General features: G+C 65.1%; 15 protein-coding genes and 3 pseudogenes. 7 read left to right on the top strand and 11 right to left on the bottom strand.

Annotated features, from left to right (window positions below):
* Positions 1-23 precede the first annotated feature (23 nt).
* The 3 genes from H0B43_RS34625 to H0B43_RS34615 all read left to right on the top strand — a co-directional run bounded on the left by H0B43_RS34625 (position 24) and on the right by H0B43_RS34615 (position 1,686).
* Positions 24-854 (top strand): alpha/beta fold hydrolase, encoded by an 831-nt coding sequence (locus H0B43_RS34625; RefSeq protein WP_185723845.1) that lies wholly within the window; start codon positions 24-26, stop codon positions 852-854.
* A gap of 112 nt (positions 855-966) precedes the next feature.
* Positions 967-1,308 (top strand): WhiB family transcriptional regulator, encoded by a 342-nt coding sequence (locus H0B43_RS34620; RefSeq protein WP_185723846.1) that lies wholly within the window; start codon positions 967-969, stop codon positions 1,306-1,308.
* 207 nt (positions 1,309-1,515) lie between these two features.
* Positions 1,516-1,686: a hypothetical protein gene (locus H0B43_RS34615; RefSeq protein WP_185723847.1), complete on the top strand. Its 171-nt coding sequence runs from the start codon at positions 1,516-1,518 to the stop codon at positions 1,684-1,686.
* A gap of 57 nt (positions 1,687-1,743) precedes the next feature.
* On the opposite strand, the pseudogene H0B43_RS40985 reads toward H0B43_RS34615, so the two are convergent.
* The 6 genes and pseudogenes from H0B43_RS40985 to H0B43_RS34595 form a co-directional block, all read right to left on the bottom strand.
* A pseudogene (locus H0B43_RS40985) lies at positions 1,744-2,031 on the bottom strand (ATP-binding protein); the annotation flags it as partial.
* Positions 2,032-2,436: 405 nt separating this feature from the next.
* A pseudogene (locus H0B43_RS43315) lies at positions 2,437-3,030 on the bottom strand (Mu transposase domain-containing protein); the annotation flags it as partial.
* Positions 3,031-3,100: 70 nt separating this feature from the next.
* Positions 3,101-3,460 carry a hypothetical protein gene (locus tag H0B43_RS41980; RefSeq protein WP_252189651.1) on the bottom strand — a complete coding sequence of 120 codons (360 nt, stop codon included), beginning with the start codon at positions 3,458-3,460 and terminating at the stop codon, positions 3,101-3,103.
* Positions 3,461-3,833: 373 nt separating this feature from the next.
* Positions 3,834-4,208 (bottom strand): hypothetical protein, encoded by a 375-nt coding sequence (locus H0B43_RS34605; protein WP_185723848.1) that lies wholly within the window; start codon positions 4,206-4,208, stop codon positions 3,834-3,836.
* Positions 4,209-4,349: 141 nt separating this feature from the next.
* The gene (locus H0B43_RS34600; RefSeq protein ID WP_185723849.1) at positions 4,350-4,757 is read right to left on the bottom strand and encodes a DUF3224 domain-containing protein; all 408 of its coding nucleotides are present in this window, start codon (positions 4,755-4,757) and stop codon (positions 4,350-4,352) included.
* A gap of 69 nt (positions 4,758-4,826) precedes the next feature.
* Positions 4,827-5,318, bottom strand: coding sequence for a hypothetical protein (locus H0B43_RS34595; RefSeq protein ID WP_185723850.1), 492 nt, complete (start codon positions 5,316-5,318; stop codon positions 4,827-4,829).
* Positions 5,319-5,545: 227 nt separating this feature from the next.
* Between H0B43_RS34595 and H0B43_RS34590 the strand changes: the two genes are divergently transcribed.
* Positions 5,546-5,992: a hypothetical protein gene (locus H0B43_RS34590; RefSeq protein WP_252189652.1), complete on the top strand. Its 447-nt coding sequence runs from the start codon at positions 5,546-5,548 to the stop codon at positions 5,990-5,992.
* A gap of 268 nt (positions 5,993-6,260) precedes the next feature.
* Here the strand turns inward: H0B43_RS34590 and H0B43_RS34585 are convergent, their stop codons facing one another.
* The 4 genes from H0B43_RS34585 to H0B43_RS34570 form a co-directional block, all read right to left on the bottom strand.
* Entirely contained in the window at positions 6,261-6,620 is a 360-nt protein-coding gene (locus tag H0B43_RS34585; protein ID WP_185723851.1) for a hypothetical protein, read from the bottom strand.
* A 125-nt stretch (positions 6,621-6,745) separates the two neighbouring features.
* Complete coding sequence (locus H0B43_RS34580; protein WP_185723852.1) at positions 6,746-7,840, bottom strand: hypothetical protein; 1,095 nt, start codon at positions 7,838-7,840, stop codon at positions 6,746-6,748.
* Between the two features lie 223 nt (positions 7,841-8,063).
* Positions 8,064-8,477: a VOC family protein gene (locus H0B43_RS34575; protein ID WP_185723853.1), complete on the bottom strand. Its 414-nt coding sequence runs from the start codon at positions 8,475-8,477 to the stop codon at positions 8,064-8,066.
* A gap of 41 nt (positions 8,478-8,518) precedes the next feature.
* On the bottom strand, positions 8,519-9,643 hold the full coding sequence (locus tag H0B43_RS34570) for a helix-turn-helix transcriptional regulator (RefSeq protein WP_185723854.1): 1,125 nt from the start codon (positions 9,641-9,643) through the stop codon (positions 8,519-8,521).
* A gap of 107 nt (positions 9,644-9,750) precedes the next feature.
* Between H0B43_RS34570 and H0B43_RS34565 the strand changes: the two genes are divergently transcribed.
* The 3 genes from H0B43_RS34565 to H0B43_RS34555 all read left to right on the top strand — a co-directional run bounded on the left by H0B43_RS34565 (position 9,751) and on the right by H0B43_RS34555 (position 13,209).
* Positions 9,751-10,770 carry a methyltransferase gene (locus H0B43_RS34565; RefSeq protein WP_185723855.1) on the top strand — a complete coding sequence of 340 codons (1,020 nt, stop codon included), beginning with the start codon at positions 9,751-9,753 and terminating at the stop codon, positions 10,768-10,770.
* A gap of 27 nt (positions 10,771-10,797) precedes the next feature.
* Positions 10,798-11,925: an NAD(P)/FAD-dependent oxidoreductase gene (locus tag H0B43_RS34560; RefSeq protein WP_185723856.1), complete on the top strand. Its 1,128-nt coding sequence runs from the start codon at positions 10,798-10,800 to the stop codon at positions 11,923-11,925.
* A gap of 327 nt (positions 11,926-12,252) precedes the next feature.
* Complete coding sequence (locus H0B43_RS34555) at positions 12,253-13,209, top strand: nucleoside hydrolase (RefSeq protein ID WP_185723857.1); 957 nt, start codon at positions 12,253-12,255, stop codon at positions 13,207-13,209.
* A 68-nt stretch (positions 13,210-13,277) separates the two neighbouring features.
* Here H0B43_RS34555 and H0B43_RS34550 read toward each other — a convergent pair.
* A pseudogene (locus tag H0B43_RS34550) lies at positions 13,278-13,848 on the bottom strand (nitroreductase family protein); the annotation flags it as partial.
* Positions 13,849-14,008 lie beyond the last annotated feature (160 nt).

The following is a 14,008-nucleotide window of genomic DNA, read 5'->3' as shown; positions in this document are numbered from 1 at the left end:
TGCACCGTCATGGAGTAGAACCAATGACCACAACCGATCAATCACCTGAAATCGCGAAGACCATCGACGTCAACGGGGTAGCCACCAACTACCACGATGTGGGACAAGGTGCCCCCGTCGTCCTGATCCACGGGTCGGGGCCCGGCGTCACCGCGTGGGCGAACTGGCGCACCACCATTCCGCATCTCGCCGAGTCGTTCCGCGTCATCGCACCGGACATCCTCGGATTCGGATACACCGAACGCCCCGACGGCGTCGAATACAACTCGACCACCTGGACCAATCATCTCGTGGGCCTGCTCGACGCCCTCGGCCTCGACAAGGTCTCCATCGTGGGCAACAGCTTCGGTGGATCGCTCGCTTTGAACATCGCGACCAAACACCCCGACCGGGTCGATCGGCTCGTGCTGATGGGCAGCGTCGGGGTGCGCTTCGACATCACTGCGGGGCTCGACGCGGTCTGGGGTTTCGAACCTTCCCTGCCGGCCATGCGCGCACTCCTGGATGTCTTCGCCTACGACCGCTCACTGGTCAACGACGAACTCGCCGAACTCCGGCTCGCGGCCGCCACCCGCCCCGGCGTGCAAGAAGCGTTCAGCGCGATGTTCCCGGCACCGCGCCAGCAAGGTGTCGACGAGATGGCCGTCGACGAGAATCTGATCGCAGGTTTGGAGAACGACACCCTGATCGTGCACGGCCGCGACGATCAGGTCATTCCCCTCACCAACTCGCTCCGCCTGCTCGAACTCATCGATCGCTCGCAGTTGCACGTGTTCGGACGCTGCGGTCACTGGGTCCAGATCGAGCACTCGGCCCGGTTCAACAGCCTGGTCGCGGACTTTCTGTCCGAGTAGCCCGGCCGAATCCGACAACGGCGAAGGTGTCCGTGTGCCGTCTCGTCGCGCTCTGTCGCCGCGGCGGCCGCGGACACCCTCAGCGCATCAAGAAAGTACGACCCGAGCCAGCATGTACGACGACCTGTTCGGCCACGACCTCGAATGGCAGCGACACTCCCGCTGCCGCCGGATGGGAACCGAACTGTTCTTCCCGCAAGACGGAGAGTCTCCGCACCAGCGGTCCAAGCGTGAACGCGCAGCCAAACAGCTCTGCGCATGCTGCCCAGTCGCCGACCGGTGTCGAACCCACGCAGTCGACAATTCCGAGCCACACGGGATCCGGGGTGGCCTGTCCGCCCACGAGCGACGCTCGAGTCGCCAAGCTGCAGATTCGCACGCCTCGGCAGCAGTGCCCGCTGCACGTGCACCAACCAAGACCAGGACGGAGACGATCCAACCACGCCCACAGTGAAAGATCGCGGGAACATCCACTGTCATTCGGCGCCGCTCGGCGGCCGGCAATGCATCCGTCGCCGTCGGCCGGGCACCAGGGTGTGCCGGCGTCGACGGAGCCACCATTTCGCATCTTGTTCTCTGCCAACACTATTTGAACCCGTCCGCGCCGACCTGCACTAATTCAGTCCACGAGATCTGCGCCGACCACCTGCAGGAGGCCCGCATGCCCACGCTCATGCTTCACGCTCTGATCGCACTGCTCAGCCCCCTCCACAGAGGCTCATGGGGGGTCACCCCTCGCCGGATAATCCGAGACATCGCGTACACCCAGGCCATGTTGCGCTGGGCGCAGATGTGCGCCGACCCGGTGGAGGCATTCGCGCCCGCCACGTGAGTTTCGTCAAGTGGTCTGGCCCCGGTGGTCGTCATGAAATTCGGCCCACCGGTGGGGTTAGGCGCGTTTTCGATGGTGGGTCTTGCTGGTGCGCAGTCGATAGGATTGGGTTCCGGTTTCGAGGATGTGCGCGTTGAAGGTGATGCGGTCCACGATCGTGGCGACCAGTCGCGGATCGGGGAAGACGGTTCCCCACTCGGAGAACGGCAAATTCGAAGCGATCCCAATACTCGCCCGTTCCTCCCGTTCAGTGATGATCTGGAACAGCATTTCCGCTCCGCGGGTGTCGATTTGGACGTAGCCGAGTTCGTCGAGCAGCAGCAGATCGAGGCGGCCGTAGCGGGTGCGCACCCCGATCGGGACCGCGGTAGCCGCGGAATCGGTGCGGCCCAGCCGGCGGGCATCGATGAGGACGAGTTGGGGATCGATGCACCCGGTCTCGATGGCCCGGTCGAGGGCCTGGCACAGCACGTCGGGCGCCAGGCTGCGGTGCGCGAGCAGCACGTCGATCAGGGCGCGGGTGCCCGCACGGTCAACGAGCAGGTTGCGGGCGATGTCCCGGTACCGCTGGTGGCTGGCGGTAAACGCCCCGGCCGCCTTGGCCTGCGCCAACGCGGTCGCCCCGGGAAGGGCACCGGGTTTGCGGATCAGCACCTCGAGGTAGTGATCGAGGGTGAGGACCTCGGTGAACCGGCCGACGGCCCGATCGTGCACCGCGACCATCCGGGACCCGTCGAGCACCTCGACCCGGCCCGCGCTCAGCCGCACCGGCAACCGCCGGCCCGCGTAATGGGCGGGCACGGAATAGAAGTTCTGCCGCACCGACACCCACGCATGGGTATCGACCCGCGCATACAACAGTCGCGCGCAGTCGAACGGCTCGGCAGGCAGCCCAAGCAGCAGGGGTTGCTCGTCGGCGAACGCGGCCGCCACCGTGACCGGTCGACCCCCGATGACCCGGGTGTCGTCGCACAGGTCCGCGGCGGCGACCTTCTCGTTGAGTGCGGTCAACGACGCCACCTTCGGCACCGGAACCAGATGCCGGCGCCGGAATCGGCCGATTTCACCTTCGACGCCGCCCTTCTCGTGGGCGCCACCCCGGCCGGGGAAGCGGAAGAACGAGTCGAAGCCATAATGGCTGCGCAGGACGACGAATCGGTCCGACTCGACCCGGTCACGGCCCCGAAGAACCCGAACCACAGCAGGTTTGAGGTTGTCGTAACGGATGCGGTGCGGCACACCGCCGAACCACTCGAAGGCCCGGACGTGTCCCTCGAAGAACGCCTCCTGCGCCTGGGTGCCGAACACCACACGGCAAGCCCTGCCAGAATGCGACAAGCGCATCACGAACATCCAACACTTGGTCATCTCCCCGGCGACGACCGCGTAGACCTCCCCGAAATCGACCTCCCCCTCAGGCCGGCAGATGGGTCTGCGGCACCGTCACCTCGATCTCGACCAGCCCCAACTCGGCGCGCCGGCGGCGCACATGCCGGCTGACCGTCGCCTCCGACATCGTCGCCCCGTGCTCGGCGACCAACCGCTGCCACACCCGCCGCGCGGTATGCCGCTGCTTACGCGGTGCCTGCTGGTCGGCGATCAGCCAGGAATCGATCAGCTCGGCCCAGTCATCGATCGCCGGTGGCACCCGCCGGCGATACGGTTTGCGCGGTGGTGGCACCGCCGAGGCCAACGCCTGCCGCACCGTGCGTCGATGCACTCCGTGCCGCTGGGCCAACTCCCGAATCGACAATTGAAGAATCCCGCCGATCACGGCGGATCTGCTCGAACAATTCCATCCGCGAACCCGATCTCTTCACCGGTCCTCCCTCGCTGAAACACGTCCAACGAGGAAATCCGGACCCGGGTGGGGCCAAGATTCGTGCCGACACGCCGCACCACCCGCCCGCGACCACCGGCCACCTCAGCCGGGGCCGGAATTCGTGACGATCAGTGGCCGAACTGGGGCCTACTCAGGTGAGCACACCCAGCCACGTCACGGCAGAGCCATTCGTCGACTTCGGCGTAGCTGATCCCCTGCTGCCCGTAGACACGGTCGACGCCGGCGTCCATCAGCTCGATTCGTTCATCGCCAGGAGTGGTCAGAGCCGGCGCCACCCCACGGACTGCCTGACCAATGCCATGTTTCAGCGACGATAGAACGGTTTGAAGTGATCCCGAACAGCGTCGACGTATGCCTTCTCGAACGGCTTGATCGGAGACAGATCTATGACGCTCGAGGACAAGTTCATTCCGGCATCATCCGCAACGGCCGGCGCATTCCATGCCTCGTTACACGCCTTCCCTGCTACCTGCCGGAGATCTGCAACGAGGTCCGCGTACGCGGCTCCAACAGCTTTCGACTCGCCGTCGGTCCATACCTCGAAGTACGACAACTTGGCCTGCAGGGCGCGCATCTCTTCCGGAAGGCGGACGCGTTCGGCCGCCGGTTGGTCGGCTCGGCGCCGGCGAATGGCATACGGAAATTCCTTGTTGGGGCGTCCTGGGTCGTCTTCACCCACCACGGCGACTGGACGCACTACGAGCACGGCAGTGACCGCCGTTGATTTCCTGTCACCATCCGTTTGCGGGAATCGCTGGAGGCTCGAGGTGCGGACGATTTGCACGGTGCCGGTTCCCGAGCGGCCGCCAGCATGAAGCATTCAGGACGAGTGCTCGAAGCTGTAGACGAGTGTTAGGACGCCTTGGCTGGCCTCGGTGGCGCGACCGGACAGTCCGACTAGTTCCGCAGTACCCGAATGCGGGATCACGGTGCCGAACGTAGTCTGGTCTGCGCCGTCGGCCAGACCGCCATGTTGAATCACGAACGTCCCGCGTCGGCCGTCCAGCGTCGCTTGGATGCGTTCCGAGGCAACGTAACCGGCGCCTTCGGGGCCCTGCGCGGTCAGGACCTCCACGACCCCGGTTCCCGTCAGTGCGCCTCGGTAGGTCTTGCGGATCACGACCCTGGTCAATTTCGGGCCTTCGTCTGGCTCGTCATAGGGAACCTCATCCCAGCTGTCGATGTCGAACGCGGCCTCGACTGTTCGTTGCGTGGTGGTGTCAGCCATGACCACAGAGAATGCCAGACCGGACCGACAACTTTTGACGGCACTGCAGCGGTGAAGTAGGACGAGTAGTCACACCTGGATAGCCCGCACGGTGAGCAGGAGTCCGGACTCCACACCTTCGTCGTAGCTGATTCTTAGCTGGTGGCCATTGGGTGCGGTTGCTATGTACACCTGCTCGCTGCGTTCGAGGTTCGGTCTGCGTATCTCTTCGCGAAGCGGGCCGTCGTCCAGGCTTACTCTCCGTCGGTCAATCTCCTCGCTGACACCGGACCGTTCCAGCAAGGCCTCTCGCGTGGCGTGTGATGCAGTACGCACCATGACAGTTCCGGAGGAGTCCGGGAAGCTTGAGTGCCATTCGCAGGAGACGACATCGTCGTTGTGGGAAAGATGTAGTCCCAGCTCAGACGCGAACGGGAGAGCGGAGTCGCAAGGGTCGTTATGAAACACCCGGGTAACGGTGAACATACCCGTGATGAGGAGAGCAACCACTATTACCCCACATCCGAGCCATAACCACCCGTTGCGGACCTGCGGGCCCCGAGTCTTCAAGCGATCGCGCATCCACCACATCGTACGGACGGTTAAGATCCGGAAAAGACAGTGAATCAAGCCGTGACCTCGAGAGTGGCCGAGACTTCGTTGAGGGCGGCCACCTGGCGACTGACTTGGACGGGGATCGAGAGCCGACAGCACGCCGACGGTGGATCATCATCCGGCACGTTCTCGACGCTTCCATGGTGACGCTGGCGAGACAACGAACGCCGGTGCGGTGCGGTCACACTGGCCGAATGAGCATCAATTGGTGTGTCGATCTGTCGGCTGCGCGCTGGCTCGAACAACGAGAAGAGGGCTGCCGGCGGCTGGCGGCAAGGGGGCCCTTCGCCTTCGACAAGTACGCACGTCTACGGTTCATCCCCGACCCGAGCTATCCGGCGCAGAGGGAAGGCGATGCCCAACGCGACCCGGAAGGGCTGACCGACAACGAACAACTCGGCGTTGTCCTGGCCGAGCTCGCCCGCTACACCGACACGCCTGATGATTGCTTCTTCTGTATCTGGGACGGGTGGCCGAGCTTCACCGCCAACGATCCCACGCCGAAGGTGTCGATCCCGAACCGCGACTACTTCTTGTTCCACGGAACCCTTGGTGACTTCGCCGACTGGGATGCCCAGATCAAGACACTGCTCGATGACCTTGGGCACCTTGGCGACGCACCTACCCCCGCGTTCGTGTAGCCGATCATGCATGGTGCGTGACCTGCGACATCGATCCTCATTTCGCGTCGATCGGCGCAAGCCCGGATGCGATCGATCGGCTCGTAGCCGACCCGCGTGTCGACGTCGTCGTCGATGATCCCGATAGGGAACCTCCGTACTACGCCTGAGTGGAGGTCACTTTCGTGGTTTCAGCGGTGGGATCGACCTGTCCAGTTCGACGGGTCCCAGGACAGATGGCGACGGGATGGAATTGGGAAGAACCACTTGAGGATCCTCGATCGGCTGACTATTGACCGAACGTGAAGCGCAGGTCCGCGTTGATGAGTTCGTTCACTCGCATGCGCATCCGGACGGTCGTCTCCCGGTCCGGGACCGGATCGTCGACGATCAACGTCCAGGACAGAGTGGTGCTGCCGTGGGGAGGGCCGACGATGTCGAAGCGGATACGTGCATCCGGACGCCACGGCCAGATTGAAGTCCATACGACGAGGTTCGGTTCGACGGCTTCTGCGATCGTGGGACGTTGTTCGTCGTTGTGCAGGATCAGCCATCGACGAACTGGGTCACGGTCAGGATCGGTGAGCGCTTCGTAGACGATGTGAGGCGGCGGTGGTTGGGTCCGCCGCCGGCTGGCAATTTCGGGCACCACCGAACCATATCGGCGCCTCACTGTGCGATTGCACGATCTGTGCCCGCTCGTCGATCGGCAGACGGTACATTGCACACCTTGTTGGGGCTCTTGGAGTTGGGTCGCACGCTTGGGGGCCGCGATCATCCCTCCTCGTTCGACCGACTCCGGGTCTCCTCGATGCGCTGCCGCTGCCGGACCCCGTACGCCGCCTCCTTGACGGCGGCGTCGTCCTCGAGACCCGACCCGAGCGCGCCACCGAGGGTGGCGATGGACGCCAGCAGCCAGGTGAGCGTGAGGTAGTCGGAGACGTTCACCCCGTGCCCGAGCACACGGGACAGCAGTTCCGGGGGAAGGGTGAGGCAGGCAGTGAACAGCAGCAGGCAGAACAGGGCCACGTGCAGGACGACGACACCGATGATCAGGGTGACCACGGTCGCGGTGTTGTACAGCGCCGATCGATCGCGTTCCGCCGGCGAGGTCGGCCGCTCCCAGAGTTCGTGGTCGAGGATCAGCCAGAGAATCATCGCCACGATCGACAGGACCGTCGCCGCAGTCATACGCCATGGCCCCATCGTGTCGGCGAACAACCAGATCGTGTTGGTGGCCAGCGCGATCGCACCCGTGGCGAAGGCGCCGACGAGTACTTTCGACAGTCCGGTGACCAGTCGCCACGGCCGGTTGGCCCGCACCATCCCCGACAGCAGTCGCAGTCTCCGCAGTCCCGAGGGCGCGAAGTACCGGATACCGCCCCTGATCTGCGCAGACGGGAACCGCCGCGCCGCGCCGGGGGGCATGAGTTCCGGCTCATCGAGGACGCGGGCGATGGCGAGTTCGGTGACGGTGCGGACCCGGCGCTCGATGTGGACGCCGCCCACTCCGGCGACCGAGATGAGCGCGAATTTGTGGTCGGCGCTGACTTCGCCCACCACCGGCAAGGTGTCCTCGCGGCGCGGCAGATCGGTGAGGTACACGACGATGTCCTCCTCCTCGGAGGACGGATCGACCGTGTCGATCACCTCGGCGAAATCGGCTTGCTCGTCCGGCAGGTACGGTTTGCGGCGCACGCACGTCGTCCACCGACGTTCGAGCCGGCCCGGGCTGCGCAGGCGTTGCGGCAGGTACTCCGCGACGCGTTCCGCGAGGGCCGCTGGTTTGCCCGGATCCGCGATGAACAGCACCGAGACCTGCTCACCGTCCGCACCGGATTGTCGTCCCTCGTGCTCGTTCGCGTTCATCGCCTCCGCGTACCCGCTCGGTCTGCCGCCAAACTCCAGGCAGGGGTGCGAGTCGATCAGCGCCGCCGCGAATCTCCGCTGCCTCCGTTCGTGTCCGCTGGACCCTCCACCGGCGTCCGAGGAGCATCGTCGACAAGACCGGGCACAATCGGCGGGATCTGGTGCGGTCGGTGCACCTCGGCCGAACCGGCCCACCATTGACCGGTCATCGATCGTTCTGTGGTCAGCTCTTCTTCAGCTCTTCGGCGAGCATCACGATGATGCCGCTGGGGCCGCGGACGTAGGTGAGCTTGTACACGTCCCCGTAGGTCGCCACACCGCGCAGCGGGTGGCAGCCGTGTCTCGCGGCGACCCCGAGAGCCTCGTCCAAGTCGTCGACTGAGATAGCCACGCGGTGCATGCCGATCTCGTTAGGCCGGGTGGGCTCCGTCTCGATGGCGTCGGGGTGGATGTACTCGAAAAGCTCGAGGCGACCGTTTCCGTCTGGCGTCTGAAGCATGGCGATGTTGGCGTGGTTGCCGTCGAGGCCGACGGCGGTGTCGGTCCACTCTCCACTGACGGTGTCACGGCCGAGGACGGTCAGCCCGAGGTCGGTGAAGATGGTTCGGGCGGTGAACCTTCTTGGTTGGCGCGCCATTGGCCGTGAAGCAGATACGCACAACTGAGAGTTCGGCGAATTCAGTTGATGCCCTTCGCCCACCATCCGGATGGCGGGGATGCCGCAAGCTCCCAGCGTGGCGCGTAGTGCTCGAGGAATATCTGCCCCACCAGTTCCCCGCGGCTGCGCACCCCGGTCTTGTCGAAGATCGACTTCATGTGGTCTTGAATTGTGTAGACGGATAACGACATTGCGTGCGCCATCTCCCTTGTCGATCGCCCTTGGACGCACAGCGCAGTGAGATGGCATTCGCGTTGGGACAGTCCGTAGGCCATGGCAATGACGGGCGCGATCTCATGCGGCGTCGCGGGTTGGATGATGACGGCGGTGCGTCCATCTTCGACGCCGGAAAGCATGGTCCCGTACAGCAACAGCCAGGCGCCGGATCGCGTGCGTACCCGCGAGCGCGCGGCAATTTCCAGCGGATCGGTGCCCGGTTCGATCGCCCGCGCCCGGGCCGCGATGGCCTGCACGACCTTCGATTCGAACGGCGTCGACGGCGCCGGAACCTCGACAATTTCGTCGATCCAGCGTTCCGCGGCGGGCGAGACCGATTCCGGGTTGCCCGCGGCGTCGAAGACCACCACGCCGGGGCCGTAGTCCACGGTCGTCACGGCGGCCTCGACCTCGTGGAGCATCGAACGTCGCAGACCGGTCGCGAGCGCGGGCGCCAGCGCGGCGATTGCGCGGACGTGCTCGACGGTGTACCACGGCGCGCCCGCATCGCGCAGGAATGCCGCTGCACCCCAATAGACCCCGTCCGACACCAGGGAGACCCGCAGCTCGTCGCCGATTCCGTACGCCTCGTGCGAACGGTGCCGTGCACTGCGGGACAAGTCTCCGTGGGTATCCAGACTAAGTGCACCCGCCAGGCGGCCACTGTGCGCAAGAAACGCCCACTTGTCGACGTCCTCGACCTCGTATTCGTAGTGCGCCAACCAGGATCCGGAACACCCAACGTTCCGGTTGACGCTGCCGGTGAACAGGATGGTGCCCGGGTCGACGGTGTGCCAGCAGCAGCGGTCATGAGGGATCACCGCGCGCAGGGCCTCGCTCATTCGCGCGCTGTACCCCACCCAGTCCAGCTGGTCTGCGGCGGCACGCGAGATTTGATCGCGGACGCGTGGCAGCAAGCTCTGCGCCATGTCCGAAGTGTATCGCAGCAGGTTAGGGGTGCCTACCCCAGAAATCTGGATGAATTCCCCAGGATTGAGGGATATGACGCAGAACCGACAACGACGACGCTGATTTCATGACGATGACAGCCCATACCTCCACCGAAACCGACCACGACCTGCCTAACCCGGAGCCGATCATTCAGCTGGCGTCCGGGTTCATGGCCGCCAAACACCTCTTCGCCGCCAGCGAACTCGGTTTGTTCGAGGCGTTGGGCGAGGGCCCCACCGACCTGCATGGCCTGGCCGCCCGCACCGGGCTTACTGCCCGAGCCACCCGGATCAGCGCCGACGCCATGGTCGCGCTGGGTATGCTCGAACGCCGAGGCGAACAGTATGTCAATACCAAGACGGCGGCCGCGTTCCTCGCCGGCGGATCGCCCGCCGACCTGCGTCCGCTGCTGCTGTTCTGGGACAAGATCAGCTTCCCGGCGTGGGAAGACCTGGCCGGCGCACTCGCCCGCGAGCCGAAACGCCAGATCTTCGACCTCGACTCCGCCCTGCAACCCATCGCCTCGATCGGCATCGAGGCGTTTTCGGCCGGCCCATCGCTCGCCCTGCCGGACACGGTCGATCTGTCCGGCAGTCATCGACTCCTCGACATCGGCGGCGGCACCGGCTCCTGGTCCATCGCGGTGGCGCGCCACTGCCCGCAACTGAGCGCGACCGTGTTCGAGCTGCCGGCGGTTGCCCAGACCGCGCAGGACCGCATCGCGTCGGTCGGGCTGGAGGGGCGAATCGACCTATGCGCCGGCGACGCGATGGCCGACCCGCTGCCCGCCGGATACGACGCCTTCCTGGTCGCGAACCTGGTGCATTACTGGTCGCCGGAGCAGAATCATACGCTGCTACAACGCATTCGCGGCGTCGCCGCACCCGGCGCCACGCTGCTGATTGCCGACTTCTGGACCGACCCCACCCACACCCAGCCGGTCGCGGCCGCCCTGATGGCGGGCGAATTCGCGATCCACCTCGAACACGGCGACGTCTACAGCGTCGGAGAAGGCATCGCCTGGCTGCAGGACACTGGCTGGCGCTACCGCGACCATCGCTCGCTCACCGGCCCGATGAGCGTCATTGTCGCCGAAACCGCATGAAACAAGACAACACCCAAGGAGCACACGATGACCGAGCATCAAGTCGCGATCGTCGGTGCCGGCACCTCCGGGGTCGCGGCGGCGGTGGCCCTCGCCGACCGTGGCATCAACCCGTTGCTGATCGACCGAGCCGACCAAGTCGGTTCGTCGTGGCACTCTCGTTATGACCGGCTGCGACTGAATACCGGCAGGCAGTTCTCCCACCTGCCGAACCGCCCATACCCCAAGGGCACACCAACCTTTCCCACGCGGGAACAGGTGATCGAGCATCTCGAGCGGCACGCATGTACGGACGGGATCGAGCTGCGCCTGGGCTGCCCGGTGGAACGGCTCGACCTAACGGACGGGCACTGGCGGTTGATCACCGCTGCCGGTTCGGTCGACGCTGCCGAGGTGGTGGTCGCGACCGGCTTCGATCATGAGCCCTTCGTCCCGGACTGGCCCGGACGCGGGGACTGGCGGGGTGCACTGGTTCATTCCTCGCAGTACCGGAATCCCTCGCAGTACAACGGGAAACGGGTCCTCGTGGTGGGAGCGGGTTGCTCGGGCATGGAAATTGCCTACGATCTCGCCACCGGAGGCGCGGCAAAGGTCTGGCTTTCGGCTCGCACGCCGCCGAACATCATGCTCCGCCTGGGACCCGGTGGCATACCGGGAGACTTCATCGCGACGCCGCTGTACCATGCCCCGGTCCCGATCGCGGACGCAATCGCTCGGTTCGGCCGGGAGAGGAGCATCGGCGACCTCCGCGAGTTCGGATTACCGATCCCCGACGAGGGGATCTTCGCCCGCAGCGCCCGCCTCGGCGTGGCACCGGCGATCGTCGACAAGGAGCTCATCGCGGCGATCCGAGACAGGTCCATCGAGGTCGTTCGCGGAGTCGAGTCACTCGACGCGGACAGCGTGTGGCTGGTGGACGGTGTGCGAATCGACCCGGAGGCGATGGTCTGCGCGACGGGGTTCGGCCAGGAACTCGAGAAGCTGGTCGGGCACCTCGGCGTACTGGACGAGCGAGGTTGGCCGCACGCCACCGGTGAAAAGCCGGCCGCCGAGAGGTTGCGTTTCATCGGGTTCGTGCCCAGGCCGTCGCAGATCGGGTTCGCGGCGAAGCAGGCTCGCCGCGCGGCCCGAGCGATCGCGCGGGAACTGCGGTGAGCGTCGGCGGTAGGATTCTCCCGCCCTGCCCCGGCGCTCGAACAATGGCGGGTCTGCGCGGAGATGACCGACCGGTCAGATCCCCCCACACAAACGATCGTTCATGTGACATCGGTGGAGTCGGCTGTTCACCAGGGTCGACGGCATTTCGCAGATGTTGAAACGATTATGTCAAGTGAGAACTAACACGTAATCTTGAGAGGAACGACATTCAGATCTCGTGTATTGCTTATGAGTCGGGTTTAGCGGCCGATCGTCGGACAACCTTGTATCGTTTCTAACACGGTCGAATCATGCCGACCCCGAGAAGCCTGAGGAGAACCGACAATGGCTGCGCCTGCACGATTGATCATCGATACAGATCCAGGAATTGACGATGCGTTGGCGCTGGCGCTCGCGGTGACGAGCCCAGAGGTCGATCTGCTTGCCGTCACCACGGTCGCGGGAAACGCTCCGGTCGAAGAAGCGACCGACAACGCGCTTCGGCTGCTGCACGCACTCGGGAGGGAAGATGTTCCGGTCGCGGCAGGCGCAACCCGCGCGCTCGTCCGCATCGGGATGCACAACCAGCCGTCACCGCACGGTGAGAACGGGCTGGGCGGTGTCGAACTTCCTGCGCCGACCCGTTCGTTGTCCGAGGAACACGCCGTCGGACTCATCGCATCGGTGCTCCGTGAGGCCGCACCGCGGTCCGTGACGATCGCGGCGATCGGTCCGTTGACCAACATCGCCCTGCTCATCGCCATGCACCCCGAGTTGATCCACCGGATTGACAAGCTGGTGATCATGGGAGGGAGCACCGGGCGGGGCAATATCACGCCGGTTGCGGAATTTAACATCTGGTCCGACCCCGAGGCGGCGCAACGTGTCTTCGCATGTCCGCACCTCGAAACCTGGCTCCTGGGCCTCGATGTCACGCGACGTTCGACCCTGGACGAGACAGCGCTCGCAACGCTCGACGCGCGGTCACATACCGGGTCACTCCTCGCGACGATGATCCGAGGCTACGGTGACATTCAGCCGGACGGCTGGCCCATGCACGACGCCTTGGTGATCGCAGCGATCGTCGACCCTGCGATCGTTCGATTGCAGACCGCCGCAGTCGAAGTCGAGACCGGTGTCGGTGTCGGTCGCGGACAGACGGTGTGCACGCTGTCGGGCTCCCTCACCACGTCCGTAGGGAGTGCCACGCCGGGTATCCGTCTGGCGGTCGATCTGGATGTCGCCCGATTCCGTAACCTCGTGCTCACCCGCGTCGCGGGTCTCGCTGTGGCACAAGCCTGAAGAGGCCGAACGACAGTGCGTAGCGGACACTGCACAAGGCTGCCGTTGGGCAGCGCGTTCGTGCGAACTCACAATTCTACGAGCGCCCCCGCCACATCGGCGGCCGGACGGACGTGCCGAGGTGGTGTGGGGTAGCCGATCGCCACGGCGCCGCCGCGGCTTCCAGTTCGACGGCACACCCAATTCGGTGCGAACGATATCCGGCGCAAGATGGTGGATCCGACCCAACAACTGCCCACTTCCCTTGCGGCGAGGGAAACCAGGAGCCCTTGTACCGCCGCGCCGACGGCCACAGTGAACATCGTCGGCTCGGCGCGCCGATGATGCGCGTCAGGGTAGTCGTGGCCGCCGTTCGGTACGCAGGAACGGGACGATGACTTCCGGGGCATCGAAGAGAATGGCGCCCCGGTCGATCCGCCGCTCCACCCGCTCCGGGGGCACGCCGTCGGCGGTCAAATCGCTCCGCCATTGCTCGCGCATGGCGGCGAGGCGTCTCGCACGCACCTCGAGCGACCGCAGCCATACAAATTCGCACAGGATGTGTGTGGTGCGGGGTTGGTGCGGTCAGGATTCGGCGACCGCCTGCGTGATCAACGTTGGGTCGACCGGCCTGTCGCTGAAAGCGCGAACCGAATGCCGTTCTACAAGTCCCAACTTCGCTTGTCGGAGTATGTTTTCCCGCTGACTCTGCGCTAGTTCAGGAGTCACGTTCGACGACAACAGTGCGGTCAATTGCTTGAAGTACGGGCGCGGAGGCACGCCGAAGGTGATGAATTTGTCATCCGCGGTTCCGCCACCG

It is taken from the genome of Rhodococcus sp. 4CII (genome assembly GCF_014256275.1).
Classification (GTDB): Bacteria; Actinomycetota; Actinomycetes; order Mycobacteriales; family Mycobacteriaceae; genus Rhodococcus_F; species Rhodococcus_F wratislaviensis_A.
Note: the sequence above shows the minus strand (reverse complement) of the source record. Positions and strands in the feature narration are given on the sequence as shown.